Source organism: Ruegeria sp. CDSC068, from assembly GCF_059610545.1.
Map to the genome: position 1 here is coordinate 29001 of NZ_JBXWNV010000011.1, position 23699 is coordinate 52699.

Annotated in this window: 20 protein-coding genes; 8 read left to right on the top strand and 12 right to left on the bottom strand. The window is 57.8% G+C overall.

The window, feature by feature from the left end; translation table 11 throughout:
• Nucleotides 1–10: 10 nt before the first annotated feature.
• Both AC2FID_RS19190 and AC2FID_RS19195 read right to left on the bottom strand, forming a co-directional pair.
• Entirely contained in the window at nt 11–1921 is a 1911-nt protein-coding gene (locus AC2FID_RS19190) for an ABC transporter substrate-binding protein (RefSeq protein ID WP_496838227.1), read from the bottom strand.
• The gene (locus tag AC2FID_RS19195; RefSeq protein ID WP_282170720.1) at nt 1914–3686 is read right to left on the bottom strand and encodes an ABC transporter ATP-binding protein; all 1773 of its coding nucleotides are present in this window, start codon (nt 3684–3686) and stop codon (nt 1914–1916) included. Before AC2FID_RS19195 ends, AC2FID_RS19190 begins: the two co-directional genes overlap by 8 nt.
• Before the next feature lie 233 nt (nt 3687–3919).
• Here AC2FID_RS19195 and AC2FID_RS19200 point away from each other — a divergent pair, with 233 nt between their 5' ends.
• From AC2FID_RS19200 to AC2FID_RS19230, 7 genes are all read left to right on the top strand, one after another.
• Nucleotides 3920–4417: a class I SAM-dependent methyltransferase gene (locus tag AC2FID_RS19200; RefSeq protein ID WP_082649262.1), complete on the top strand. Its 498-nt coding sequence runs from the start codon at nt 3920–3922 to the stop codon at nt 4415–4417.
• Nucleotides 4418–4434: 17 nt separating this feature from the next.
• Complete coding sequence (locus tag AC2FID_RS19205; protein ID WP_496838230.1) at nt 4435–5064, top strand: glutathione S-transferase family protein; 630 nt, start codon at nt 4435–4437, stop codon at nt 5062–5064.
• A gap of 112 nt (nt 5065–5176) precedes the next feature.
• Nucleotides 5177–7579, top strand: a complete 2403-nt coding sequence (locus tag AC2FID_RS19210) for a GcvT family protein (protein WP_496838232.1) — start codon at nt 5177–5179, stop codon at nt 7577–7579.
• Between the two features lie 2 nt (nt 7580–7581).
• Complete coding sequence (locus AC2FID_RS19215) at nt 7582–9132, top strand: trimethylamine methyltransferase family protein (protein WP_496838330.1); 1551 nt, start codon at nt 7582–7584, stop codon at nt 9130–9132.
• Nucleotides 9133–9807, top strand: coding sequence for a TetR/AcrR family transcriptional regulator (locus AC2FID_RS19220; protein ID WP_496838234.1), 675 nt, complete (start codon nt 9133–9135; stop codon nt 9805–9807).
• The gene (locus AC2FID_RS19225) at nt 9804–11108 is read left to right on the top strand and encodes an NAD(P)/FAD-dependent oxidoreductase (protein WP_496838236.1); all 1305 of its coding nucleotides are present in this window, start codon (nt 9804–9806) and stop codon (nt 11106–11108) included. Before AC2FID_RS19220 ends, AC2FID_RS19225 begins: the two co-directional genes overlap by 4 nt.
• A gap of 57 nt (nt 11109–11165) precedes the next feature.
• A complete protein-coding gene (locus AC2FID_RS19230) occupies nt 11166–11897 on the top strand; it encodes a hypothetical protein (RefSeq protein ID WP_496838238.1) in 732 nt (243 codons plus the stop codon).
• A 12-nt stretch (nt 11898–11909) separates the two neighbouring features.
• On the opposite strand, the gene AC2FID_RS19235 is transcribed toward AC2FID_RS19230, so the two are convergent.
• The gene (locus AC2FID_RS19235; RefSeq protein ID WP_370737425.1) at nt 11910–12269 is read right to left on the bottom strand and encodes a DUF3307 domain-containing protein; all 360 of its coding nucleotides are present in this window, start codon (nt 12267–12269) and stop codon (nt 11910–11912) included.
• A gap of 243 nt (nt 12270–12512) precedes the next feature.
• Here AC2FID_RS19235 and AC2FID_RS19240 point away from each other — a divergent pair, with 243 nt between their 5' ends.
• On the top strand, nt 12513–15509 hold the full coding sequence (locus AC2FID_RS19240) for a cyclic nucleotide-binding domain-containing protein (protein WP_496838332.1): 2997 nt from the start codon (nt 12513–12515) through the stop codon (nt 15507–15509).
• A 3-nt stretch (nt 15510–15512) separates the two neighbouring features.
• Here AC2FID_RS19240 and AC2FID_RS19245 read toward each other — a convergent pair whose 3' ends face one another.
• From AC2FID_RS19245 to AC2FID_RS19285, 9 genes are all read right to left on the bottom strand, one after another.
• Nucleotides 15513–15803, bottom strand: coding sequence for an ArsR/SmtB family transcription factor (locus AC2FID_RS19245; protein WP_282170800.1), 291 nt, complete (start codon nt 15801–15803; stop codon nt 15513–15515).
• 109 nt (nt 15804–15912) lie between these two features.
• Nucleotides 15913–17145, bottom strand: coding sequence for a mandelate racemase/muconate lactonizing enzyme family protein (locus AC2FID_RS19250; protein WP_496838240.1), 1233 nt, complete (start codon nt 17143–17145; stop codon nt 15913–15915).
• 24 nt (nt 17146–17169) lie between these two features.
• Nucleotides 17170–18264: a Zn-dependent alcohol dehydrogenase gene (locus AC2FID_RS19255; protein ID WP_496838242.1), complete on the bottom strand. Its 1095-nt coding sequence runs from the start codon at nt 18262–18264 to the stop codon at nt 17170–17172.
• A gap of 81 nt (nt 18265–18345) precedes the next feature.
• Nucleotides 18346–19545, bottom strand: coding sequence for a TCR/Tet family MFS transporter (locus AC2FID_RS19260; protein WP_058273145.1), 1200 nt, complete (start codon nt 19543–19545; stop codon nt 18346–18348).
• A gap of 67 nt (nt 19546–19612) precedes the next feature.
• Entirely contained in the window at nt 19613–20341 is a 729-nt protein-coding gene (locus AC2FID_RS19265) for an alpha/beta fold hydrolase (RefSeq protein ID WP_496838244.1), read from the bottom strand.
• A gap of 12 nt (nt 20342–20353) precedes the next feature.
• Nucleotides 20354–21142 carry a 3-oxoadipate enol-lactonase gene (gene pcaD, locus AC2FID_RS19270; RefSeq protein ID WP_496757636.1) on the bottom strand — a complete coding sequence of 263 codons (789 nt, stop codon included), beginning with the start codon at nt 21140–21142 and terminating at the stop codon, nt 20354–20356.
• A gap of 59 nt (nt 21143–21201) precedes the next feature.
• Entirely contained in the window at nt 21202–22176 is a 975-nt protein-coding gene (locus tag AC2FID_RS19275; protein ID WP_496838246.1) for a threonine ammonia-lyase, read from the bottom strand.
• Entirely contained in the window at nt 22173–23000 is an 828-nt protein-coding gene (locus tag AC2FID_RS19280; RefSeq protein WP_496838248.1) for an alpha/beta fold hydrolase, read from the bottom strand. The genes AC2FID_RS19275 and AC2FID_RS19280 overlap by 4 nt, the downstream gene beginning before the upstream one ends.
• Entirely contained in the window at nt 23000–23686 is a 687-nt protein-coding gene (locus AC2FID_RS19285) for a haloacid dehalogenase type II (protein WP_496838250.1), read from the bottom strand. The genes AC2FID_RS19280 and AC2FID_RS19285 overlap by 1 nt, the downstream gene beginning before the upstream one ends.
• Between the last annotated feature and the right edge of the window lie 13 nt (nt 23687–23699).

Consider the following 23699-nt stretch of genomic DNA (forward strand, 5'->3'; position numbering starts at 1 on the left):
CTGCTCCTGATTAGTCGGCGAAAAAGAATTCGTCGGGGCGGTGAATGCCAAAATGTGCGCCGGGCTCCCACGCCCACATGCCCTGCTCGGGCACGTTGCGCAGACGGTTGGACACTACGATGGGCTGCGGCGCGCCGTTCAGAATTCCGATGGCGAAAAGCTGATCAGCGTGGATGTTCAGCATTTCTGACCAGACTGCCGAACGCTCTTCGTCGGTGGTAGCTACCTCCCAATCATGGGCCAGCTGCATTAGACGTTCAGCCTCGGGCATGTCAGGCGCTTCACCAACATCGCCGCCGGTTTGGTAAAATTGTCCCCATTTGGGCCAGGCCAGAAACACCTGATCCGTAGGTGCCAAATAAGCAGGGGAAGTGTGCGCCTGCGGGATACCGTCATCCCAGCCAAACCAAACTGAGGCCATGGTGTTGCCAGCAAAAACGCGGTTGCGCAGAATGTCCCGGTCCAGTGGGCGCATGATCAGGTCCACACCAATTTCGCGCCACGTATCCGTGACGATCTGAAGCGCGTTCTCAACCTCTTGCCGCTCTCCTGCGGTTTCGATGATCAGTTCCATCGGGCGCCCATCCGGCAGCAGGCGAATGCCGTTTTTATCGCGCTCGGCCAGGCCAGCTTCGTCCAGGAGGGCGTTGGCCATCTCAACGTCATACTGCGCCCAGGCTTTTGCGTTTTCCTCGTCATAGAACGGAGACGCGGGTAAAACGGACATCGCACCGGGATGGGCCAGTTTGAAATAGAGCGCTTGATTGATGGTTTTGCGGTCGATGGCCAGGGACAGCGCCCGGCGAACACGAACATCGCGCAGAACGTCGCGCCAAATTTCATCCGAGTAGTTCAGGTTCGGGTAGATCGCGATTTGCGATGCGACACCGGTCTTCCACAGCAGAGTTTTGTAGTCTCCACCGGCTTCGCCCTTTTTCAAGATAGATGCATCGCGAAACGCCAGACCGCGCCCCTGCAGATCAGTTTCGCCAGCATTGGTCTTGGCCGCGACCAAGCCAGCAGCGACGATTTCCATCTCAACGATGTCGATATAGGGCAACTGAACGCCGTTGGAATCGATGCGGTGATAATAAGGGTTGCGAACGAAATTGTGGCGGATCTTCTTGCCCGAACTTGCATTCAGCCAAGGCTGCAGCGTCGGGAGTTCGTGGTTGTCGAACTTGTAGAGGTTGTCCAGCTTGTTGTGCAGCGCCGCCCAGCTTTTGACCCGTGCGTCTTCAACCTGAAAGGCGAGGTCCTCAGCATCTGCGAACTTCTCGTGATACTGTTTGAGGAATTCAGACGGCCGGTAGATGAATGGCGGGCGCGCTTGGGCCAGCGACTGCAGGAAATCAGGATTTGGGTTTTCCCACTCAAAGACAATAGTTGTCTCATCCGGGAAGGTCACGGCTGGCGTTTTACCTTCAACAATCAGGAAGTCAGGTGGGCCAGAAGGGCTGAGCATTTCATTGTTGGCAACGTCTTCCCACCAATAACGAAAGTCTTCGGATGTGAACGGCGATCCATCGGACCACTTGTGGCCGTCACGCAGATGCAGTGTGAACTTTCGATTGCCTTCGTTTTCATAGGACTCCAGCAGATCAGGGACGATGTCGTAGTTTTCGTCAAACCCAACCAATCGCGCATACCCGTAAACGACCATCTGGCGGATGTCTTTTGACCGGGTCACCATTGTGCGAAGCGTGCCGCCAGGGGCACCAAACTCGCGGCCTTTGGCTGCCAGATCCACGATCAGAGGTTCGGCTGGCAGGCGCTCTGCGACCGGCGGCAGGTTCCCGGCGCTGACCTCGGCTTTCCAGAATTCGCTTTCCTGAGGGGTCGGTGTTCCTGCCGTGGCGGGCAGGACCAAAGTGGCGACCAACGTGGCAGCCAGAATAAGCGGGCGAGTGGTTTTAAACATGGCATCGTACCTTATGGCCGGGCTCCATCTCTACCAGTGAGGGTATCACGGAGTCCGTAAATCGGAAGGTGTCATCCCAACTGTCTGGTGAACCAGCGCCCAACGCAACCAGTTTAAGGTCGATGGGCCGGTTGATGTCGGGTTCTGGTTGGGCGGCAATCAGCGCCTTGGTGTAAGGGTGTCGGGGGTTATAAAACAGTGTCTCGGGCGGGGCCTGTTCGACGACAAGACCCCGGCGCATCACGGCCACTTCGTCGGCAATGCGCGCCACAACCGCAAGGTCGTGCGAGATGAACAGGTAGGACAGGTTCAACCGGTCCTGCAGGTTTTCCAGCAAGGTCAGGATCTGTTCCTGAACCGATACATCCAGTGCCGATGTCGGCTCGTCACAGACAATCAGCTGCGGGTCCAGCATCATCGCCCGCGCAATCGACAGGCGTTGCCGCTGTCCGCCGGAAAAGGCATGGGGATAACGTTTGAGCATATCACCATTCAGTCCGACGCGCTGCAGCATCTCGACCGCTTTGTCTCGCTGTTCGGCGGTCGAACCAATGGAGTGGATTTCCAATGGTTCGGTCAGAGCGTCCTGAATGCGCATCCGTGGGCTGAGAGAGCTGTACGGATCCTGAAACACCATCTGCGCCTTGCGTTGAAAGGCCGTGCGCTGAGAGCGGTTCATGTGGTGCACGGTGATCGGGTCTTCGCCTGGCGAGGTGCGAAACAGAACCTCGCCACCCGGATCGGGCAGTTCCGCGCCAAGGGCGATCCGCGCGGCCGTTGTTTTGCCCGAGCCACTTTCGCCGACGATTGCCAGTGTTTTGCCGCGGGCTAATTTCAGATCCACACCTCGGCAGGCATGGATCAGCTTGTCCCCCTGCCAGCCCCTGCTGGACCGCATAGTGTAAGTCTTGGACACCCCCTTCATCTGTAGAATGAGGTCATCATCCGGCATAGGCAGCCCGACCGAATCTTCGTCGGGAATTGCAGGGGCCGCGTTGAACAATTGTTGTGTGTAGGGGTGCGCCGGGGCGCTTAGGATCGGGGCGGCTGCCCCTGCCTCCATCACGCGACCCTTGTGCATAACAACGACCTGTTCTGCCATATTGGCAACCACACCAAGATCGTGCGTCACAAGGATCAGAGCCATTCCTGTCTCGCGCTGTAGTTCTTTGATCAGACCAAGCACTTGCGCTTGTGTCGTTACGTCCAGCGCGGTCGTTGGCTCATCCGCGATCAGCAGTTCCGGCTTGGAAACCATTGCCATCGCAATCATGGCGCGCTGGCGCATGCCGCCCGACAACTCGAACGGGTAAGAATCATAAGCGCGCTGCGGATCAGGAAAGCCCACGCGTTCGAATTGGGTCAGGACCTCTTTGCGGGCTTGCGCCTCGGACGCGCTCCGATGCAGCCACAAGACCTCGCTGACCTGATTGCCGATCTTGTGCAACGGGGATAGTGATCGCATCGGTTCTTGAAAAATCATCGAAACCCGATTGCCGCGAATGTCGCGCATCTGGCGTTCGCTGATCTTGGTCAGATCCTCGAAGCCTTTTGAATCGTTCAGGGTTATCGTGCCACTGCGGATTTGCGCGGCACGTGGCAGAATACGCAAGGCCGCCCGGCACGAGATGGTTTTTCCCGATCCGGATTCACCGACCAGAGCCAATGTCTGCCCAGCCTCGACATCAAAGTTGACACCTTTGACGACTGAGTCGCCCGCACCAAAACCGATGCTGAGGTCTCTGACGGACAACAACGCAGTCATGCGGGTTTTCCACCCGTTCGTCCGTGGTTCGACATCGGCGTATTCAACTCCCTGTGTTTTTTGACTTAGTCTCGCGCGGTTGTGCCTGTGTAGTCAAACCCGTTCTTGGGCCGAATTGTCGCGAAAATGTGAAACTTAGGCCAATTTACCTACACAAATCCTTGAGGATTTGTCATCACATGCGGTGTCGGCCCCAAATCATGAGCTGACTGATATCAAGGAGAGATTTCCCCGTGCCCGACAACCAAAGCCGCCTGGATCTGTTCATCGACCGTATGGTGTCCCAACGGGCCTGTCTGGATTTCGCCATCTCTGAAACCAAAGGAATGCCTGGGCCAGTGTTCGAACTGGGGTTGGGCAACGGGCGCACCTATCATCACATGGTGCAGTATATTTCAGGTCGACCTGTTTATGTGTTCGAGCGCGCCGTGGCGTCGCATCCGGATTCCACGCCGCCCGCAGATCGGGTGATTTTGGGGGATGTGCGAGAAACACTACCGGCCTCGGTGGATCGGTTCGGAGCCACGGCCAGTCTGATCCACGCGGACTTGGGCGGTCACAACCGCAAAAAGAACGACGACTTCGCCAGATTTGTCTCACCATTGATCGAGCCGCTATTAGCCGAGGGTGGTTTGATGGTGTCCAGCGACCGGATGTATTTCGATACCTTGACCGAAGTGTCCCTTCCTGAAGGGGCCGTCGAGGGGCGCTGTTTCATTTATCGCCGCTGACAGGGTGGGAGAACCTGATGCTTTTTTATGATTGTTCCACGGCCCCCAACCCACGGCGCGCGCGCATGTTCATTGCCGAAAAGGGTTTGGATATCGAAACCCGAGAAATCTCGATCGGCAAAGGTGAACAACTCAGTGACGACTTTCGCGCGGTGAACCCCAATGCAACGGTTCCGGTGCTGGTGACGGATGAGGGCAGCACGCTAACTGAGAATCTAGGGATCGCCGCCTATCTTGAGGCGCGGTTTCCTGAGCCACCTTTGATGGGCCGAACTCCGGATGAAAAGGGGCAGGTTCTGATGTGGAACAGCATTGTCGAACAGCAGGGCGGCGCGCCTGTAGCCGAGGCGTTGCGGAATACACATCCAGCCTTTGCTGACAGGGCAATTCCGGGTCCGGTGAATCACGCGCAAATCCCGGAACTGGCGCAGCGCGGTTCAACTCGCGTTGACCATTTCTTTTCGCTTCTGGAACAGCGACTGAACGAAAGCGCGTTTATCGCAGGTTTGGATTTCACTCTGGCTGACATTTCCACCTTTGTCTTCGTCGACTTTGCCCGCGTGATCAAAAAGCGGATACCACAAGAAAACACAGCCACTTTGACGTGGTTTGATAAGGTCGCTTCCCGTCCCAGCGCACAACTTTGAAAACTGCCGCTCCAAGGCAGTTTTTTGGTAGGCGCAGAACTGTACAGAAATGTCTAGACAGATGTGAACAGTACCTCTAGCGTCCCTGGTGAGACATGCAGGGGAGCGCAGGATGAATTCTCAGTATCGCGTTGTGGTCATCGGGGGCGGCGTCGTGGGCGCCTCGGTTCTGTATCATCTGGCCAAGTTTGGCTGGACAGATGTGGTTATGCTGGAACGGCGGCGGCTGGCGTCCGGCTCGTCCTGGCATGCGGCTGGCGGCATTCACGCTCTGAATGCGGACCCAAACATGGCGTCCTTGCAGGCGTATACAATCGACCTGCTCAGCGAGATCGAAAAGGAATCGGGTCAGAATATCGGCTTGCACATGACCGGTGGCCTGACGTTGGCCGGAACGCCCGAACGGTGGGAATGGCTGCAGGCGAATTACCGCATCTTCCAGTCTATCGGCATTGATGACTGCGAATTGCTGAGCCCGGAGGAGGCGCAAAGGCGTTGCCCAATCATGTCCACCGACGGCGTTTTGGGGGCCATGTGGGCGGACCGCGAGGGCTATATCGACACGACTGGCACGGTTCAGGCCTATGCGACAGCGGCGAAAAAGAGGGGCGCGGAGTATTACGAAGAAACCAAGGTCGAAGAACTAATCCAAACCGGCGATGGCTGGCAGGTCGTCACCGACAAGGGCACGATCACCTGTGAACACGTGGTCAACGCCGCCGGCCTCTGGGCCAAGCAGGTGGGGCGTATGGCGGGGGTGGAGCTGCCGGTTTCACCGCTCAAGCACCACTATCTTATCACTGATACTGTGCCCGAGGTCGCCGAGGCAGATTTCGAGATGCCGATGACCGTCGACCTCGAAGGGTTCACCTATATGCGGCAGGATCAGAAAGGGGTTCTGGTCGGTATTTATGAGGTCGATCACGAACACTGGGCCATGGACGGTGCGCCTTGGAACTATGGTGAAGAGCTGTTTCAGGAACAGCTCGACCGGATCGAGAATGAGCTGACGCTTGGCTTTGACCGTTATCCGTCGATTCAGAACGTGGGCATCAAGACATGGGTAAACGGTGCCTTTACCTTTGCCCCCGACGGCAACCCATTGGTCGGTCCGGTGCCGGGCAAGCGCGGCTATTGGTCGGCCTGTGCTGTCATGGCGGGCTTCTTGCAGGGCGGCGGTGTCGGCAAGACACTGGCCGAGTGGATGATCCATGGCGAGCCCGAGGCGGATGCCTGGCCGATGGACGTGGCGCGTTTTGGCGATTTTGCGCAGAACAAGCGGTATACCCGTGAAACCACGGGCCAGTTTTATTCCCGTCGTTTTGTTATGACCTACCCGAACGAGCAACTGCCCGCGGGGCGGCCGCTAAAGATGGCCCCGGCGCATGACGCGATGACGGATGCGGGCTGCAAATGGGGCGTCAGCTGGGATCTTGAAGTGCCGTTGTATTTCGCGCCGAAAGGGTTCGAGGAAACACCGACGCTCAAGCGGTCGAATGCACACGAAATCGTAGCTGAGGAATGCAAGGTAATCCGCGAAGGTGCTGGTTTGTTGGACATCTCGGGCTTTTCGCGGTTCGAGGTCTCGGGACCAAATGCAGAAGTGTGGCTCGACAAAGTCATGGTCTCGAAACTACCTGCGCCGGGTCGTGCAAAGCTGGCGCCTATGTTGGGTGAAAACGGGCGGCTCAAGGGGGACCTGACAGTTCTGAACTGGGGCGATGGTACCTGGTGGATCATGGGCAGCTATTACCTGCGAGCTTGGCACATGCGCTGGTTTGACGATCACATGATCGACGGCGTTACTGTCCGGGATCTGGGCGAGGAATATTGCGGGTTCGCGGTGGTTGGTCCCAAGTCGCAAGCCGTGGTCGAAAAGTTGGCTGAACAGGACATCTCGGGTCTGAAATTCATGGGCTGTGGTGATTTCGACATCGGTCTGGTGCGCGCCCGAGTTGCGCGCATGTCGGTGACCGGCGAGAAAGGGTATGAGATCAACTGCCGCTACGGAGACCACATCAAGCTACGCCGTATGTTGCTGGAGGCCGGGGCAGATGAGGGTATTCGCGAATGTGGCTTCAACGCGATGCTGTCGGCGCGGCTGGAAAAGAGTTTTGGCATCTGGTCTGCAGAATTCACGCAGCTCTACACCCCGGGCATGACCGGGATGGATCGCTGGATCGACTGGGACAAGGACTTTGTCGGCAAAGATGCAGCAGTCGCAGAACGTGACGGCAATGGTCCGGCGCAGGTTCAGGTAACACTGGAAGTGGACGCCGCAGACGCGGACGCCAGCGGATATGAACCCGTTTGGGCGGACGATGAGCGTGTCGGCTTTGTCACTTCGGGCGGGTATGGACACTACACTGGAAAGTCGCTGGCAATGGCGTTGGTCAACCGTGAAAAGGCCGAGCCGGGGACAGAATTGTCGGTGCACGTAGTTGGCGTTGAGCGCTCGGCGCGGGTCATCGCACCTTCGCCTTACGATCCTCAAGGCAAAGCGATGAGGGGCTGATGATGATGTCGCAAACACCTGAACGCGGGCGACGAAGGCGCGGACGCAGCACCGATGCCGCCACTGGCCCAACACGCGATGTGAACTACCGACAACTCAAAAATCCGTTTCCTTTGATGGAGGTTTTCCCGGCGGATCAGATTGCGGAAATGCACGAGACAGCACTTCGGACACTGCAAGAGCTAGGGGTCAAATGTCTGTTGCCTGAAGCGCGGCGCATATTTGAAAAGGCTGGCGCGCGTGTGTATGAAGACACCGAAATGGTCTTTATCGGCCGCGACATTGTTGAAGCCGCCGTTGCATCAGCACCAAAGTCGATTGCGTGCCATGCAGGCGCGCGACACAGAGACTTCACCCTTGAGCTAGGTAGTTTGGTGTTTCAACCGGGGGCAGGGGCACCGAACGCGACAGATCTTGAACGCGGCCGCCGCCCGGCCTCGGGGCAGGACTATCTGGAGTTCCTCAAGCTTACGCATCATTTCGATGTATTCCAGATGATCTCGCCTCAGGTCGAGCCTCAGGACGTGCCAACCAACCTGCGCCACTACTTCACGACGCAGGCCCAGATGGAGTTGACCGACAAGTTCCCGTTCTTTTTCTCACGCGGGACGCCGCAGGTGATGGATTGCTTTGAAATGCTGTCCATCGCGCGGGGGCTGTCGGACGATGAGTTTCAGGCGGGCGCACATTGCTACACGATCATCAATACGAACAGCCCGCGCACGCTGGACATACCGATGGCGCAAGGGCTGATAGATTTCGCCCGCAATGGACAGATGTCGATCATCACGCCGTTTACTCTGATGGGCGCGATGGCCCCGATTACTGTGGCCGGGGCGATTACGCTGTCGCATGCCGAGGCGCTGGCGGCGCTGACGCTGACACAGCTGACCAAGCCGGGTGCGCCGGTGTGTTATGGCACGTTCACCAGCAACGTGGATATGAAATCGGGTGCGCCCGCATTTGGAACACCCTCACATTTCCAGGCTTCGCTTGCCGCAGGTCAATTGGCCCGGCATCTGGGCCTACCTTGGCGGTCAGCTGCCGGATCAGCGTCGAACATCAACGATGTTCAAGCAGCGAATGAAAACCAGTTTGGTCTTTGGGGCTGTCTGATGGCAGGAGCGACAGTAATCATTCACTCGGCCGGTTGGCTGGAGGGTGGCTTGACCGTTTCTTTTGAGAAAATGATCTGTGACGCCGAGGTCCTGAACATGGTCGCCGAACTGTGCGCGGGGGCGCAGGCGGGCAAAGCTGAGATCGGTTTCGACACCGCCCTGAGCGAAGTCGAACCCAGCGGGCACTTCTTTGCCTCAAGCCAGACGATGGAGCGGTACAACACCGAATTCTATGAACCGCATTTGCACGATTACGCAAATTTCGGAACTTGGACAGAGCGCGGATCAATGGATGCCAATCATCGCGCAACCGGGGTTTGGAAAGGCATTGTGAATGACTTTAAGGCCCCGCCCACAGACAGTGACCGCATTGGTGCCTTGCGAGACTATATTACCCGCCGTACGGCTGCGGGCGGCGCACCGCCGGAGAGTTGAATGAGCACAAAGCCCATCCTGCACCGGGATGACCCCGAAGCTGAACCCTTGGTTGGTAACATCAAGGTCACGCGTGACGACTGGCTGAACGTGGCTATGGATGTGCTGATCTCAGACGGTGTGGACCAGATCAAGGTTCTGAACCTGGCTGAACGGATGGCCGTGTCGCGGTCGTCCTTCTATTGGTACTTCAAATCCCGGCAAGAGCTTTTGGATTCCCTACTGGCGCGCTGGCATGCGACGAATACAGCGGCTTTGGTTGCGCAGACCAAAGCCCCAGCGGATACGATAACCGCAGCCGTCTGCAACGTGCATCGTTGCGTGGTGAACACCGATTTGTTCGATACCGCGCTGGATTTTGCCGTCCGGGATTGGGCGCGCAAATCGGGGAAAGTACGCCGGGCGCTCGATCAGTCGGATGCGCGCAGGCTCGACGCGCTTCACGACATGTTCGCGCGGTACGGCTATTCCGAGGTCGAGGCCGAAACCCGCGCGCGCGTTCTGTACTACATGCAGATCGGGTACGATCTGGCCCAGCTGAACGAACCAATGTCCACGCGGATCGCAATGGTTCCGCATTACCTTTATGTCTTCACCGGGGTTGAGCCCAAGCCCGAAGAAGTCGAAGAATTCAGCGCCTATTCAACGCGCTATTGGAAGGGAGAAGCCTCATGAGTCAACCTGACGCAATCATCATCGGAACAGGTGTGATCGGCGCGGCCATCGCTTTTGAAATGGCGAAAGCGGGCTGGAAAACCCTGTCGCTGGACCGAAACAGTCAGGTTGGCCACGGTTCGACTGCCGGATCCTGCGCCATTATCCGCATGCATTATTCGACTTTCGACGGAACGGCGTTTGCGTGGGAAGGTTACCACTACTGGCGCGATTGGGCGGACTACCTCGGCCTGCCCGAGGATGCCAATCTGGCGCAGTTCCGCGAAACCGGCTGTCTGGTGATGAAGACCGACGCGAACGGTATGCTGGAAAAGCACATGAAGAACAGCGCCGATCTGGATTGCCCTTTCGAGGAGTGGTCGGCCGAAAAAGTTTCCGAGCGCCTGCCGATCTATTCTCAGGACAGTTTCGCGCCGGCGCGCCGTATGGATGATCCGGAATTTGGACACCCGAACGGGCGCAAGATGCAGGGCGGTGTGTTCTGGCCACAGGCGGGATACGTCACGGATCCGGCTTTGTCCGCGCAGAACTTGATGGACGCTGCCAAGCTGCATGGCGCAGAAGTGCGCACTGGTGCCGAAGTGGTTGAGATATTGTCCAGCGACGGTCGGGTTTCGGGTGTCAAACTTGCCTCGGGCGAAGAAATCTACGCAAAAGTCGTCGTGAACGTCGCGGGCCCCGGCTCGGCGATCATCAACAAGATGGCGGGCGTTCTGGATGACATGACGATCGAAACCCGCCCCTTGCGGCAAGAGGTTGTGCACGTGCCAGCACCCGAAGGGTTCGATTTCGAAAACGATGGCACGATTGTCTCGGACAGCGATATCGCCTGCTACTGTCGGCCCGAACATGGTAACCACATCCTGGTAGGCTCGGAAGACCCGGAATGCGATCCGCATCAATGGTGCGAGGACGACGTTCATTATAACCATGACTTCACCGATCAGTGGACAACGCAAGCCATGCGGTACGCACAGCGCGTCCCAAGTCTTGGCATCCCGTCTAAAACACGCGGAGTTGTGGATCTGTATGACGCATCCACAGACTGGATTCCGATCTATGACAAATCCAGCCTGCCGGGGTTCTACATGGCCTGCGGGACCAGTGGGAACCAGTACAAGAACGCGCCGATCGCAGGCAAGATGATGACGGCCCTGATCGCGTATTGTGAAGGGGGCGCGGATCACGATGCGCAGCCGCTGCAATACGAACTTCCCTATATCGGGTGGAGCATTGATGTCGGGTTCTATTCCCGCAAGCGCCCGATCAACGAAGAAAGCAGTTTTTCTGTACTGGGGTAGTTAAGGAAAAAAAAAGCTCTATCCTTCCGGGGAACTGGAAAAAGGGCAGGGCCCAGAATGGCCGAACCGATGCATCGCGTTTTGATACTTGGAAGTGCACCGGCCGCCGCTGCAGCTCGGGAGTGGTCGAGGGATCCGTTTACCCACATCGTTGCAATCAACAACGCCTGGCGTATCCGCGACGATTGGGATTTCCTCATCCATCCCGAGGACTTCCCTATCTGCAATCGTCCGGACGAACTGGTCCGCAGCCAAAGCATCGTCGAGGCGGATGAATACGTTCCGCATCAAAACAAGTTTGGCGGATTTGTTTATGCCGGTGGCACGATGGCGTTTACGGCGGGCTACTGGGCCTTGGCCGCGCTGCAGCCAGCCGTCTTGGCCTTTTTTGGCTGTGACATGATTTACCCGAGTTCCGGCAAGACCCATTTTTACGGCAACGGAGCAGCCGACCCTTTGCGCGCTGATGTGACGCTGCGATCGCTCGAGGCAAAATCCGCCCGGTTGGCTTTGTTCGGTGCCGCGCAGAACTGCCGCGTGGTTCGACTGTCGCAGGGTGAAAGCCGGCTGGTCTTTCCTTCGGTGACGACTGACGCCCTAATATCTGACAGGCTGCTTTCGACAAAGGGTATGCAAGCGGCACTGCAGGCAGAGGCACAGTTGAATTACTTCGTTTCGTCTGGTCGCTATTGGGAGGAAGAAGAACGTTTCGACGCCGCTAGAATCGACCATTTGGATCGAATGTGGCTGGACGCGTATTGTCCGCAATCCCTGGAAAACGTCGCCTGAAGCAATCGCTGATCAGGTCGCGAATTCAGCCCAGGCCCAAACCATGGCGATGTATGTCAGGTTGTGCAGGCACTGGTCCAGACCCGCAGCCCGCCAAAACGCGGCTTGCGTCGGCATCAGTTGTTTTTTGTCCGAATAGCTGGCTTTGGCGAAATCAATATTGAAGTGAACAATCCATTCCAGTGCAGCAATGATCAAAATAAACGACCACGGCGCGCCAAAAATTAAAAAGACAATCACTGACCCGATGACATGCACGCCCGCATGCTGCGCACGGCCCACGTGAAAATACTCACCGCGCCCTGCCAACATTTTCGGAGTCTGGAGAAAAAAATCCGCAAACATATGTTTGATCTGCAACAAGCAGAGCATCAATAGCACTGCGCCTATACTGGCAGTCAAATGAGTCCTCCCGATATCGTCCCAGACAGAGTCTAGGCACTAATCTGTGGTTGCGCAAATGAACTTGTTCACACTCGGCAATTAACTGATCAGATTGGAAACTATTTGCCTCTTTTGGCTGGACTAAGGTAAATTCAGAGTGTTGGGTTTACGACACTTTCGTCAAGATCGTTTCGGTGATCCTTAGTAGGGGCAGGTTCCATAGAACGTTCAATTTTCCAGTTTATTTGGAAATACTCGAAACGCGACCAGTTGATTCTGCTGGCCGTGACCTCGACGTTGTTTCCACTACTTTATCTGACGCTCGAATTGCCCAAGCGCATCATCAACGATGCGATTGGCGCGGCCAGCCCGGTTGTAGATGTCTGGGGTTATAGCCTGCCTCAGACGACATTCCTCATCATTCTGTGTATCGCGTTTCTGATCGCGGTGCTGGCGCATGGCCTGATGAAAATGCGCATCAACACAATGAAAGGCGTGCTGAGCGAGCGTATGTTGCGCCGCTTCCGGTACGTGCTGATCAGCCGCGCGTTGCGTTTCCCGCAACCCTATTTCGAACGCGTCAGCCAAGGTGAGCTGGTGTCGATGGTCACCGCCGAAAGCGAGCCGATGGGCGGGCTCATGGGGGACGCGATCAGCCAACCGGTTTTGCAGGCGGGTCAGATGATCACCATCCTGTCCTTCCTTTTTCTGCAAAGCTTCTGGTTTGGGCTGGCGGCAGTCGCGCTGATCCCTCTGCAAGCCTGGCTGATTCCGAAACTGCAGCGTCAGATCAACCTTCTGAACAAAAAACGCATTCAGGAGGTTCGCCTGCTGGCCGCCCAAATCGGCGAGAACGCGGCGGGCGCGTCTACGTTGCGTGCCAATGGTGGGTGGCGATACCGCCGGGCGATGGTGTCTGAGCAGCTGGGGCGCCTTTTTGGTATCCGGTTCGAGATCTACCAGAAGAAGTTCTTTATGAAATTCATAAACAACTTCATCTCGCAGATGACACCGTTCCTGTTCTATTTGGTTGGCGGTCTTCTGGTCCTGCAGGGGTCGGTTTCGCTTGGTGCGCTGGTTGCGGCCCTGGCTGCGTATAAGGATCTCAGCTCACCGTGGAAGGAACTGCTGACCTATTATAACCAGACACAGGACATGTCGCTGCGCTGGGACGTGGTGACGGAACGGTTTGCACCTTCCGGAATGCATGACGAAAAACTGTTCGATGGCGAACCCGAGGCCACACCAAGGCTGAACGGTGACATCGTGCTCGACCATGTCTCGGTCCGCGATATGGACGGTAACCAGGTTCTGGATGATTTGGACCTGTCCTTTCCCAGCGGGAAAATCATCGGGATCGCGGCCCCCAGCGAAGAAGATCGCCGCGCTATGGCAGAGTTGCTGACGCGGGAAATTCTGCCCAGCTCGGGCCGGGTTCGGATCGGTGAAATCCGTTTGTCAGAGCTGCATCAAAGCGTTGTGGCCGCCCGTATTGGGTATGCTTCGTCACGACCCGTAATGTTCCAGGGTACGCTGGGCGACAACGTCATGATGCCGATGCGGTTCAAGCCACAGACATCCGAAACAAACGACCCCGGATATGATGAGACGTTGCGGGCCGGCAATAGCCCGGACCCCTTCAAGGCAAACTGGCTGGACCCGACGACTGCGGGATTAGACAGCGCTGAAGAGGTGCGCGACTGGTGGTTGAAACTGATTGACGGGATGGGTTCCGGCGCGGCGCTGTTTTTGCGCGGGGCCGAACAGGTCTTCGATGCCGCCGAGCATCCCGAGCTGGCCGACAAACTGGTCGAACTGCGACCTTTGGTTCAGGATGCGGTGAAAGCAACAGGGCTAGAGCAACAGGCCCTGATCTTTGACCGCAATCGCTATAACCCTGCCTTGCCGGTTGCGGAGAACTTGTTGTTCGCCACCCCCAAAGTCCCCGTCACACAAGAGCTTTTGGCGCAGCAGACCGTGTTCCTTGAGCAGTTGCGCGAATTTGGTTTGGACGAGACACTGGTGAGCCTGACACGCGATGTGATTGAGATGCTGCGCCAGATTTTCGGCCTGGACGGCACCGATCACCCGCTGTTTCGCAAACTGGGACTAGAGGCGCAAACGTACGAGGCTGCGGTCGAGCTTGTCGAAAAGACCCGGAACGAGGGCGTATCGGGGCTGAATGATGAACAGTTGGCAAACCTGCTGGCCGTTCCGTTTGTGATTTCGGCGGAACAGATCGGACCAGCCTTCACCGACGACCTCAAGGACCGCATCCTTGAGCTGCGACATAGCCATTCCGAAAAGCTGCTGGAGCGGTTGCTGGATGTATTTGTGCCCTTGGACAAATCAAAATTCGCGCCCGGATTGACAGTTCTTGAGAACGCCCTGTTTGGAAAGGTCAGTCAGATCGGCGGCGCCCGTTCGGACGAGGCGCGCAAACTGATCGTGGATGTATTGAGCGAAAACGGTGCGCGCCCGTTGGTGGTTGAGCTGATCTATGACGTGCCGGTGGCGCTGGGTGGTCAAAACCTGCCAGCGGTCTTTGCTGAACCTCTGTCTTTTACGCGCGCGACGATCAAGAAACCGGATATTCTGATTCTTGAGGACGCGTTGGCCAGTTATGACATGGCCTCGAAAGTGGCCGTGTACAAAAATCTACGCGCTCTGCTGCCGGATACCACGGTGATCTACCTGAACGACCAGTTCGAAAACCCGAGCGTGTTCGACATGTATGTGGAAATCAGGCAAGGTCGGGTCGTCTCGGATGAAGGACCTGCGGACGTGGAAGAAGACAGTGCCGCCTCGGCTGACCTCTCGCGCAAGCTGCGCGCGCTGGAACAGACACCGCTGTTTTCCGGGCTGGACCGCCGACAGCTGCGCCTGCTGGCCTTTGGCGCGCGCTGGTTCGATGCCAAAGCAGGAGAGGTTGTTTTCCTTAAAGACGATCAGCCAACCGACGGTGCCTATGTGGTGCTGGACGGGGAGGCCGGGTTGTACCTTCCGCAAACTGACGGAGTGGATCAGTTGATTGCCACGGTCGGCCCCGGTGCCCTGGTCGGAGAGTTGGGCCTGATCCGCAAGGAACCTCGAGCGCTGAGCATGATCGCCGAGACGGAACTGTCGTGCCTGCGTATTGGTGAAGAGGAATTCCTGGCCGTGGTCGAAAACGACGCCGCAACCGCGTTCAAACTGTTGCAGGTGATCGCGGGCTATGTATCGAACTAAGGGTTATTCGCTTTCGGGGCTGCAGAACATGTCGTAAAGTACAGCGATCACCTGCGCCGCGCCGTCGTTGTTCAGCGAGTAATAGATGGATTTTCCGTCCCTGCGCGTTGCAACAATGTTTTCAGCGCGCAGACGCGCCAGCATCTGACTGACCGCAGCCTGACGGATACGCAACAAGGCCTCCAATTCACCCACGGATTTTTCGCCGTCGGCCAGATGGCACAAAATCATCAACCGACCCTCATGCGCGAGCGTTTTTAGAAACGCAGAGGCCCGAGCCGCGCTTTCTTTCATTTCAGATAGCGCAGCTTCGGTTTGTTCGGTTTGTTCGTCTTCGAGTGTCACGCGTGGCCTGTTTAACACCTATGGGTTGGGTCAATGTGCCCCAAGACCTATTGGGTTGTCACCCCTCGGTTGCAGGGGCACCACCTTGAAAGGCGTTTCCGTTCACGTAATCACAGGGCTCTTCCTGCATCTGCAGATGCAGGCCATCACCGTTAAAAGGGTGCGCCCGTGCAAGGTCTTCGTTCACCTCGATGCCAAGGCCCGGTGCGGTCGGCGCGGGGACAAATCCGGCCTCAACCTGCAATGAGCCGTTGATGAGTTGATCGTGAAACGGCGTGTCTATGGTCTCAAGCAGCAGCAGGTTGGGGATGGACGCGGCCAGATGGATATTCGCGGCCCATTCAATCGGACCGGCGTATAGGTGTGGGGCCATCTGGGCGTTGAACACTTCGGCGATGGCCGCGACTTTCTTCATCTCCCAAATTCCGCCGGCACGCCCCAGCGCGGGTTGCAGGATCTCCGCCGCCCCAGCCCGCAAAACGGCAGAGAATTCGGCCTTGGTCGTCATGCGTTCACCGGTTGCGACCGGGATCCGAACGTTCCGCGCGACACGAGCCATATCTTCAATCATGTCCGGAGGTGTCGGTTCTTCGAACCAAAGCGGTGAATAGGGTTCAAGCGCCTGACCCAACCGGATTGCGCCCGCGGTGTTGAATTGCCCGTGGGTGCCGAACAGCAGATCGGCTTTGTCGCCCACGGCCTCTCGGATTGCTTTGCAGAACGCAACAGACATCGAGATATCGGACATCGCAGGCATGTGCCCGCCCCGAACAGTGTAAGGCCCGGCGGGGTCGAACTTGACGGCTGTGAACCCGCGCCGGACCATTTCGGCGGCACATTCGCCCGCTTGTTCAGGCGACGTCCAGAAATCGTTCAGATTATGTTGGGGCAGGGGATACAGATAGGTGTAGGCCCTTATGCGTTCGTTCACCAATCCGCCCAGCAAGGCGTAGACCGGGCGATCGCGATCTTTGCCCAGAATATCCCAACACGCGATTTCCAATCCGGAAAAAGCCCCCATCACCGTCAGATCGGGACGCTGTGTAAATCCGCTGGAGTAGGCGCGGCGGAACATCAGCTCGATGTTTTCGGGGTTCTCGCCCAGCATGTGCCGTTCAAACACGTCCCGAATGACATGGCGCATCGCCTCGGGGCCAACTGAGGATGCATAACATTCACCCCAGCCCGTGATCCCAGTATCGGTCGTGACTTTGACCAGAATCCAATACCGCCCGCCCCATCCGGGCGCAGGAGGGGCGGTGACAATGATGTCGAGGTCTTGCAGCTTCATCAGGTGGTCTCCTGCCCTGCCGGGTTAATCCCTGTCGAAAACGATCACGTTACGCTTGGCGGATCCGGTTTTGGTGTCCTCGATCGCTTCGTTGATCTGCGACAGCGACCACCGGCCCGAGATCAGTTCATCCAGTTTCAGGCGTCCCTGATCATAAAGGTCGATCATCCACGGAATATCCCGCTGGATGACAACATCGCCCATTTTTGATCCGATCAAACCCTGACCCAGCGCGGCCAGAACTACCGGCTCGTAGCTTGCCATATCCCCGGAGTGCGGCATCCCGATCATTACCGCCTTACCACCCGGACCCAAGAAACGAGGGGCTTGGTCGTAGGCAGGAATCGCGCCGACGGTGATCAAAACGGCATCTGCGCCGCGACCCCCAAGCGCCTTGTAGGCGGCCTTCCAGGGCGCTTTCTGATCGGCTAAAACGCCGTGGGTCGCGCCGAATTCCTTGGCAATGGTCAGCTTCTCTTCGGTCATGTCCACGGCCACAATACGGCGTGCACCGGCGATGCGGGCGCCCTGAATTGCGTTCAGCCCGACACCTCCGGCACCGATCACCACCACGTCCTGTCCGGGCCGCAACCCGGCGGCGTTGACGGCGGCGCCGACGCCCGTGATCACTCCGCAGGACAGCAGGCTGGCGACGTCTTTGGGCATCGACTGTGGTATTTTGACAATTTGCCGGTGGCTGACCACAACCTTTTCTGCAAATGCTCCGCAGGCCATTGCCTGCTCCAGTGGTCCGCCATCTGCTGTGCGCAACGGCCCGTTGACCTTATCATAAGGCGTTTCGCAGACAGTTGGTTTCCCCCCCGCGCAAGAGGGGCACGAGCCACATGCCCGGATCAGGGTAACGACAACCGGGTCCCCAACCTGAAACACACCTGCCGAGTCGCCGACCGCAGTGATAATGCCCGCAGCTTCGTGCCCGTAGACGGCAGGAAGATGCCCGCCCCACGCACCACCGGCAAATGAAATGTCCGAATGGCAAATTGCCACCGCATCCAGTGTCACCTCGACCTCATCTGGCTTGGGCGGCGCGATCTGAATATCTTCGATGACCAGAGGTTCACCGAACGCCCGGCAAACGGCGGCTTTGATGGTTTGCATGCTGTCCCTCTCTCGCTTTGCGCTACGGTGGCGCGCTTATGGGGACGCTGCAAGGCGGAATCCGTCAAAGGGATGTCGTAGTTATGCCATGACCCCACGTGAACGGGAAAACACAAGAAGACAGATCACCATCATGACGAATGCCAAGAGGAATGGTGCGCCTGGCAAGTAGATCGCCGCGTCGGGCTTGATGAACTGAGCGAACACGCTCGTCATGAGCAACGGTGCGATGACCATCGACAAAGCGTGCAAGGATGTCAGTACACCCTGCAGTTCACCCTGTTGCGAGTCGGGCGTCTTGCGCGACATCAGGGCCTGCAGGGCAGGGGTCACAACCGCTCCGATGGCGGTGATCGGGATCAGCATCAAGGCAATGATCCCATTGGTCAGGAAGGCCAGAAGAAAAAAGCTAAACAGCTCGAACCCCATGCCGTAGATGATTGTGACGCGTTCCCCCAAATACTTGGTTGCGGGACGGATCAGGCCGCCCTGAACGGCCGCCATGCCGATCCCGTAGACGCCTAGTGACAGGCCGATCATTTGTGGTGACCAGCCGAACCGTTCGGTTGTGAAATACGCCCAAATTGCCGGGTAGACATAGATCGATATTGAGTACAGGAGATAGACCCACAGCATCGGCCGGATCCCGGGCAACGCGGCAATCGCGCGCAACGAGTTCACTGGGTTTGCCCGCCTCAGGCTGAAGGCCCGGCGCGTCTTGTCGGTGACCGTCTCGGGCATGACACATACACCGATGACGAAGGCCAGTGCAGACAAGCCCGCCGCAGCCCAAAATGGTGCACGTGTGCCATATTCGCTCAGCAGCCCACCTAGTACCGGGCCAAAGACAAACCCGACGCCAAATGCTGCGCCCAATAGACCAAAGTTTGCAGCCTTTTCGTGGGGTTTCGACACATCCGCCATGAAGGCCGCCGCCGTTGCATGCGTGGCAGCCGTAATGCCTCCGACGATGCGTCCGGCCAACAGCAACCAGATGCTGCCCGCAAGCGCCATGACAACATAGTCCAGTGACATGACGAACAGCGAGACCAGCAATACCACCCGTCGCCCGTAAGCATCCGAAAGGTTACCCAGAACCGGTCCGAACACAAATTGCATGGCGGCAAACGCGGTGCTGAGGATGCCACCCCAGATCGCAGCTGTCGCCAATGTGCCGCCCTGAACTTCGACGATCAGTTCCGGCATGATAGGCAGGACAAGGCCGATGCCCATGGCGTCGATCATGACCGTGAGAAGGACGAAGAAAAAGGGAAGGCGCATTTGAACCGCAAGGATGATAATTTGGGCGGACCTTATCCGCAGACGATGCGGGTTGAAAGGGATGTGCTCAGACTTGTGACCCTGGCAGGTTTTTTGCGATTTTGTCCAACAAATCAGCGAGTTTTTGGGGTTGCGCAAAAAACGGGGAATGCGACGTGGCAATCGTATGCCGCATAGCTTCGGGTGCTTTATGGCTCATCTGTTCCTGGTATTCAGTCGGAATTGTCCGGTCCTTGGTTGTCCGAATATAAGCCTTAGGAACCCGGTCGAATTTGTCGCTCAGGGACAGGGGGGTGTCCTGTGGTGCGATGGCTTGAGGGCACAAGCGTGCAAACGCGTACGGCACCGTTTTGGGTGGGCAGTCATGATAGAACAGATCGTGCATTTTGTCCGGCTTAAACATGTACGACTGACCGTCGGTTGATTTTTCGACGGCATCATGGATTGTCTGCCGGGGTGCTCGTCTGCGCATTTCTACCATCGACAGGCCATCCTGCGGGACGTAGGCGGCAAGGTAGACAAGGGCGCGCATGGCCTCCGGCGTGGCTTCAGCCGCGGCACTGATCGGGTAGCCACCCCAGGAATGACCGACAATGATTGTATTGGGCGAGGTCGCATCCAAAATCGTGTCCCGACAGCTGTCCAACGTCACATCGGCAACAGGCGTCGGATCCGATCCGTGGCTGGGCAGGTCAATGGCGCGTACCTCGTGCCCCAGCGCTTCCAACGCCGGGATAAGGTCGCGCCAACACCAGGCACCGTGGCAGGACCCATGGACTAATAGAAGATCGGCCAAACCAAGGCTCCTTCAAACATGTCCGATTTCGGTCAGAAAGCTGTGCAGCAATGCCGCGTATTCTGCCGGCTGTTCCACACAAGGCAAGTGCCCAGCGCGTCGCATCAGCTCGAACCGAGAGCCGGGGATCAAGTCAACGGTTTCCCGCACAAGATCCGGTGGGGTCGATCCGTCCTCGCTGCCGGCGATGCCAAGGGTCGGCAGGCGTAGGCCACTGGTGGGGGTGTAGAAGTCTGTGCCAGAGATTGCCGCGCAGCAGCCCAGATAGCCATCCACTGGCTGGCGCACCATCATGTTGCGCCAAAGCAGATGCTCGGGCGATGCGCGGAATGCCTTGGAAAACCAGCGCTCCATGGTTGCATCAGCCAGGGCCTCGATCCCGCCCTTTTGTACCGCGTCCATGCGGTCCTGCCAGATCGAAGGGATGCCGATCTTGGCTGCGGTGTTGGACAGCACCAAGGCGCGGACCTGATCCAGACGTTTGACGGCCAGCCCTTGTCCGATCAGTCCGCCGATCGACAGGCCGACAAACACGCAATCGCGCACCTTCAGGAAATCAAGCAGACCTTCCGTATCGCGCACGAGGGCACCCATCGAATAAGGTGCCGGGGGTTGAGAGGACAGGCCGTGCCCGCGCTTGTCAAATCGGATGATACGCAGCCCGGCAGGCAGGTGCAGCAGCAAATCGTCCCACAGCCGCAGGTCGGTTCCCAATGAATTGGCAAACACAATCGGCGCGCCGTCTGGATCACCATCGATCCGATAGTGGATTTGCACGTTTCCAATGTCTGCAATTTGCACGACTCAATCCCCTGGCGTCATACGCACGATAGTAAGGTTGCCTCAGCCCAAACGGCTTGTCAGGTCAGGTATTCCAGCGCTTTTCCAAAGACTTCGGGGTCGGCGTTGCCGCCCGATGCCACAACGATCACTGCATCGCCTTCGATTTCGTCCGCGCGATACAGGGCCGAGGCCAGCGACACCGCTCCGCCTGGTTCCAGCACGATCTTGAGGCGCAAAAACGCATGCGCCATGGCGCGCAGCGCGTCTTCCTCGGACACCGACAGGCCCGGACCGCACAGCCTTTTCAGAATCGGAAAGGTGATCTGGCCCGGTTCCGGCGTCAGGATCGCATCGCAAATGTTGCCCGATGCAGCGTTGTTGCTTTGAATATGCCCTGTTGCCAAAGACCGTTTGACGTCGTCGAACCCCTGGGGCTCGCACGGGCGGGCTCGCAGCCCCGGCGCGTGGCCTTCCAGCGCCAGCGCAATGCCCGAGGTCAACCCGCCGCCGCCGCAGCACACCAGAACATCCGCCTTCTCGATACCCAAATCGGCCGTCTGCCGCGCCAGTTCCAGCCCGACGGTGCCTTGACCTGCGATGACCTGAGGTTCGTCGTAAGGCCGGATCAGGGTCAGACTGCGTTGGGACGCCAGTGCCTCGCCAATTTCTTCGCGGCTTTCGTTCGCGCGGTCATACAGAACGACCTCTCCCCCCAGCGCGCGGGTGTTGTTGATCTTTAGCTGCGGTGCGTCAGAGGGCATGACAATGACCGATGAAATCCCATGCTGAGCTGCAGCAAAGGCCACGCCCTGCGCGTGATTGCCCGAAGAATAGGCAATCACGCCGCGTTGTCGTTGCGCGTCGCTGAGCGCCGAAATGGCCGACCAAGCGCCGCGAAACTTGAAGCTGCCGGTGTGTTGCAGGCATTCGGGTTTCACCAGCACGCGGCGGCCAGCGATTTCGTCCAGAAACGGCGAGGTTAGAATCGGTGTCTCGCGAACATGCCCTCTAAGGCGCTCGGCGGCGGCCTCGATCATTTCTAGTGTGCTCATGCGGTGACCAGTACCTTGCGAATGAGTTCTACCGACTGTGGTTCATCCAGAAACGGGGGATGACCACGGTCGGGTATTTCTGCTGATATAAGATCAGGGTGGCGGTTGTGCATTTCGGTCAGCGTGTCTTTGCCCAAAATATCCGAATTTGCGCCGCGAATGACGCCGGTTGGAATGCTCTGCAGTGCTTCAAACAGGGGCCACAGATCAGGGGCGGGCCCTGCAGCGGCCTGTTCCAGAAGCGCTGTACGCAGTGCAGGATCATAGCTGAGGGTCAGACCATCAGGCGTTTCGTCGAATTGGACTTCCGCCTGCTGCCGCCAACGCGCTAGTGACACGCCGGGAAATTGGGGCCCCAAGACGTGCTGCAACGCCCGAGCCGCCAAATCATGTGTTTTGGAAACGGGCTGCTTGCCGACAAATTCCATGATCTTGGCGATACCCGATGGTTCCAGCACCGGGCCGACATCGTTCAGGACAACACCCAACAGCCGTTCGTGATGGCTGGCGGCAAGCGCCATGGCAATCAGTCCCCCACGCGAGGTGCCTATGACATTCACACGGTCCAAACCAAGATGGTCCAGCAACTCGATCGCGTCTTGAGATTCGCGAACGACGTTGTAGTTCATGAAGTCCGGGTCATGGTCCGAGCGTCCGCGACCACGGTAATCCATCGCAATTACCCGCATGTCGCCCAGATGCGGCGTGAGGAACGAAAAATCCTTGCTGTTGCGGGTCAACCCAGCAAGGCAAAGGACAGGTGCACCAGAGCCAGTGTCCTCGAAAAAAAGACGCCTGTTATCTGACGAAGTGAAAAATACCATTAAAGTCCAGCCAGTTGCGGAATCGTCGTTAGTTCGGACAGTACATGCGCAGGTTTCCATGGCAAGCGGTCCATCGGCTCCCCGGCGCGATTGACCCAGGCGGTTACAAAGCCATACCCGCTGGCACCAGCCGCGTCCCAGCCGTTTGAACTGACGAACAGCACCTCGTCACGGGCGCAGCCGAAACGCTCTTGCACAAGGTCATAGACACGCGAGTCCGGTTTGAACACGCCGACGCTTTCCACCGACAACACATCGTCCAAAACTTCTCCGATACCCGCAGACTGGACCGCGCCGTCCAGCATCGGAGGTGAACCGTTCGACAAAATCGCTGTTTGCAATCCACCCGATTTCAATGCGCGCAGCATTTCCGGAACTTCCGGGTAAGCCTGCAATTCCCAGTAGAGATCCAGCAACCGCTGCCGCAGGGTGGCGTCGCCGTGCAGCTCAGTCGCCTCAAGCGCCCAGTCGAGTCCATCCTGAGTGACATCCCAGAAATCCGCGTGCGCGTCCGTGACCGCGCGCAGCCAAGTGTATTGCAGTTGCTTCAGTCGCCAATGATTGGCCAGTTCGGGCCACTTTTGTTGCAGTTTCTCAAAGCCCGGCTCTCTGGCTGCTTGCCGCGCGGCGGCGGCCACATCAAACAGCGTTCCATACGCATCGAAAATGCAGGTTGTGATTGGCATCCGGTCCCCTCCT

Bases quoted from the DNA above. Each gene is read 5' to 3' on its own strand.
- AC2FID_RS19190 (WP_496838227.1), bottom strand. From the start codon at position 1,921: ATGTTTAAAACCACTCGCCCGCTTATTCTGGCTGCCACGTTGGTCGCC.
- AC2FID_RS19195 (WP_282170720.1), bottom strand. From the start codon at position 3,686: ATGACTGCGTTGTTGTCCGTCAGAGACCTCAGCATCGGTTTTGGTGCG.
- AC2FID_RS19205 (WP_496838230.1), top strand. From the start codon at position 4,435: ATGCTTTTTTATGATTGTTCCACGGCCCCCAACCCACGGCGCGCGCGC.
- AC2FID_RS19210 (WP_496838232.1), top strand. From the start codon at position 5,177: ATGAATTCTCAGTATCGCGTTGTGGTCATCGGGGGCGGCGTCGTGGGC.
- AC2FID_RS19215 (WP_496838330.1), top strand. From the start codon at position 7,582: ATGATGTCGCAAACACCTGAACGCGGGCGACGAAGGCGCGGACGCAGC.
- AC2FID_RS19220 (WP_496838234.1), top strand. From the start codon at position 9,133: ATGAGCACAAAGCCCATCCTGCACCGGGATGACCCCGAAGCTGAACCC.
- AC2FID_RS19225 (WP_496838236.1), top strand. From the start codon at position 9,804: ATGAGTCAACCTGACGCAATCATCATCGGAACAGGTGTGATCGGCGCG.
- AC2FID_RS19230 (WP_496838238.1), top strand. From the start codon at position 11,166: ATGGCCGAACCGATGCATCGCGTTTTGATACTTGGAAGTGCACCGGCC.
- AC2FID_RS19235 (WP_370737425.1), bottom strand. From the start codon at position 12,269: ATGCTCTGCTTGTTGCAGATCAAACATATGTTTGCGGATTTTTTTCTC.
- AC2FID_RS19245 (WP_282170800.1), bottom strand. From the start codon at position 15,803: ATGAAAGAAAGCGCGGCTCGGGCCTCTGCGTTTCTAAAAACGCTCGCG.
- AC2FID_RS19250 (WP_496838240.1), bottom strand. From the start codon at position 17,145: ATGAAGCTGCAAGACCTCGACATCATTGTCACCGCCCCTCCTGCGCCC.
- AC2FID_RS19255 (WP_496838242.1), bottom strand. From the start codon at position 18,264: ATGCAAACCATCAAAGCCGCCGTTTGCCGGGCGTTCGGTGAACCTCTG.
- AC2FID_RS19260 (WP_058273145.1), bottom strand. From the start codon at position 19,545: ATGCGCCTTCCCTTTTTCTTCGTCCTTCTCACGGTCATGATCGACGCC.
- AC2FID_RS19275 (WP_496838246.1), bottom strand. From the start codon at position 22,176: ATGAGCACACTAGAAATGATCGAGGCCGCCGCCGAGCGCCTTAGAGGG.
- AC2FID_RS19280 (WP_496838248.1), bottom strand. From the start codon at position 23,000: ATGGTATTTTTCACTTCGTCAGATAACAGGCGTCTTTTTTTCGAGGAC.
- AC2FID_RS19285 (WP_496838250.1), bottom strand. From the start codon at position 23,686: ATGCCAATCACAACCTGCATTTTCGATGCGTATGGAACGCTGTTTGAT.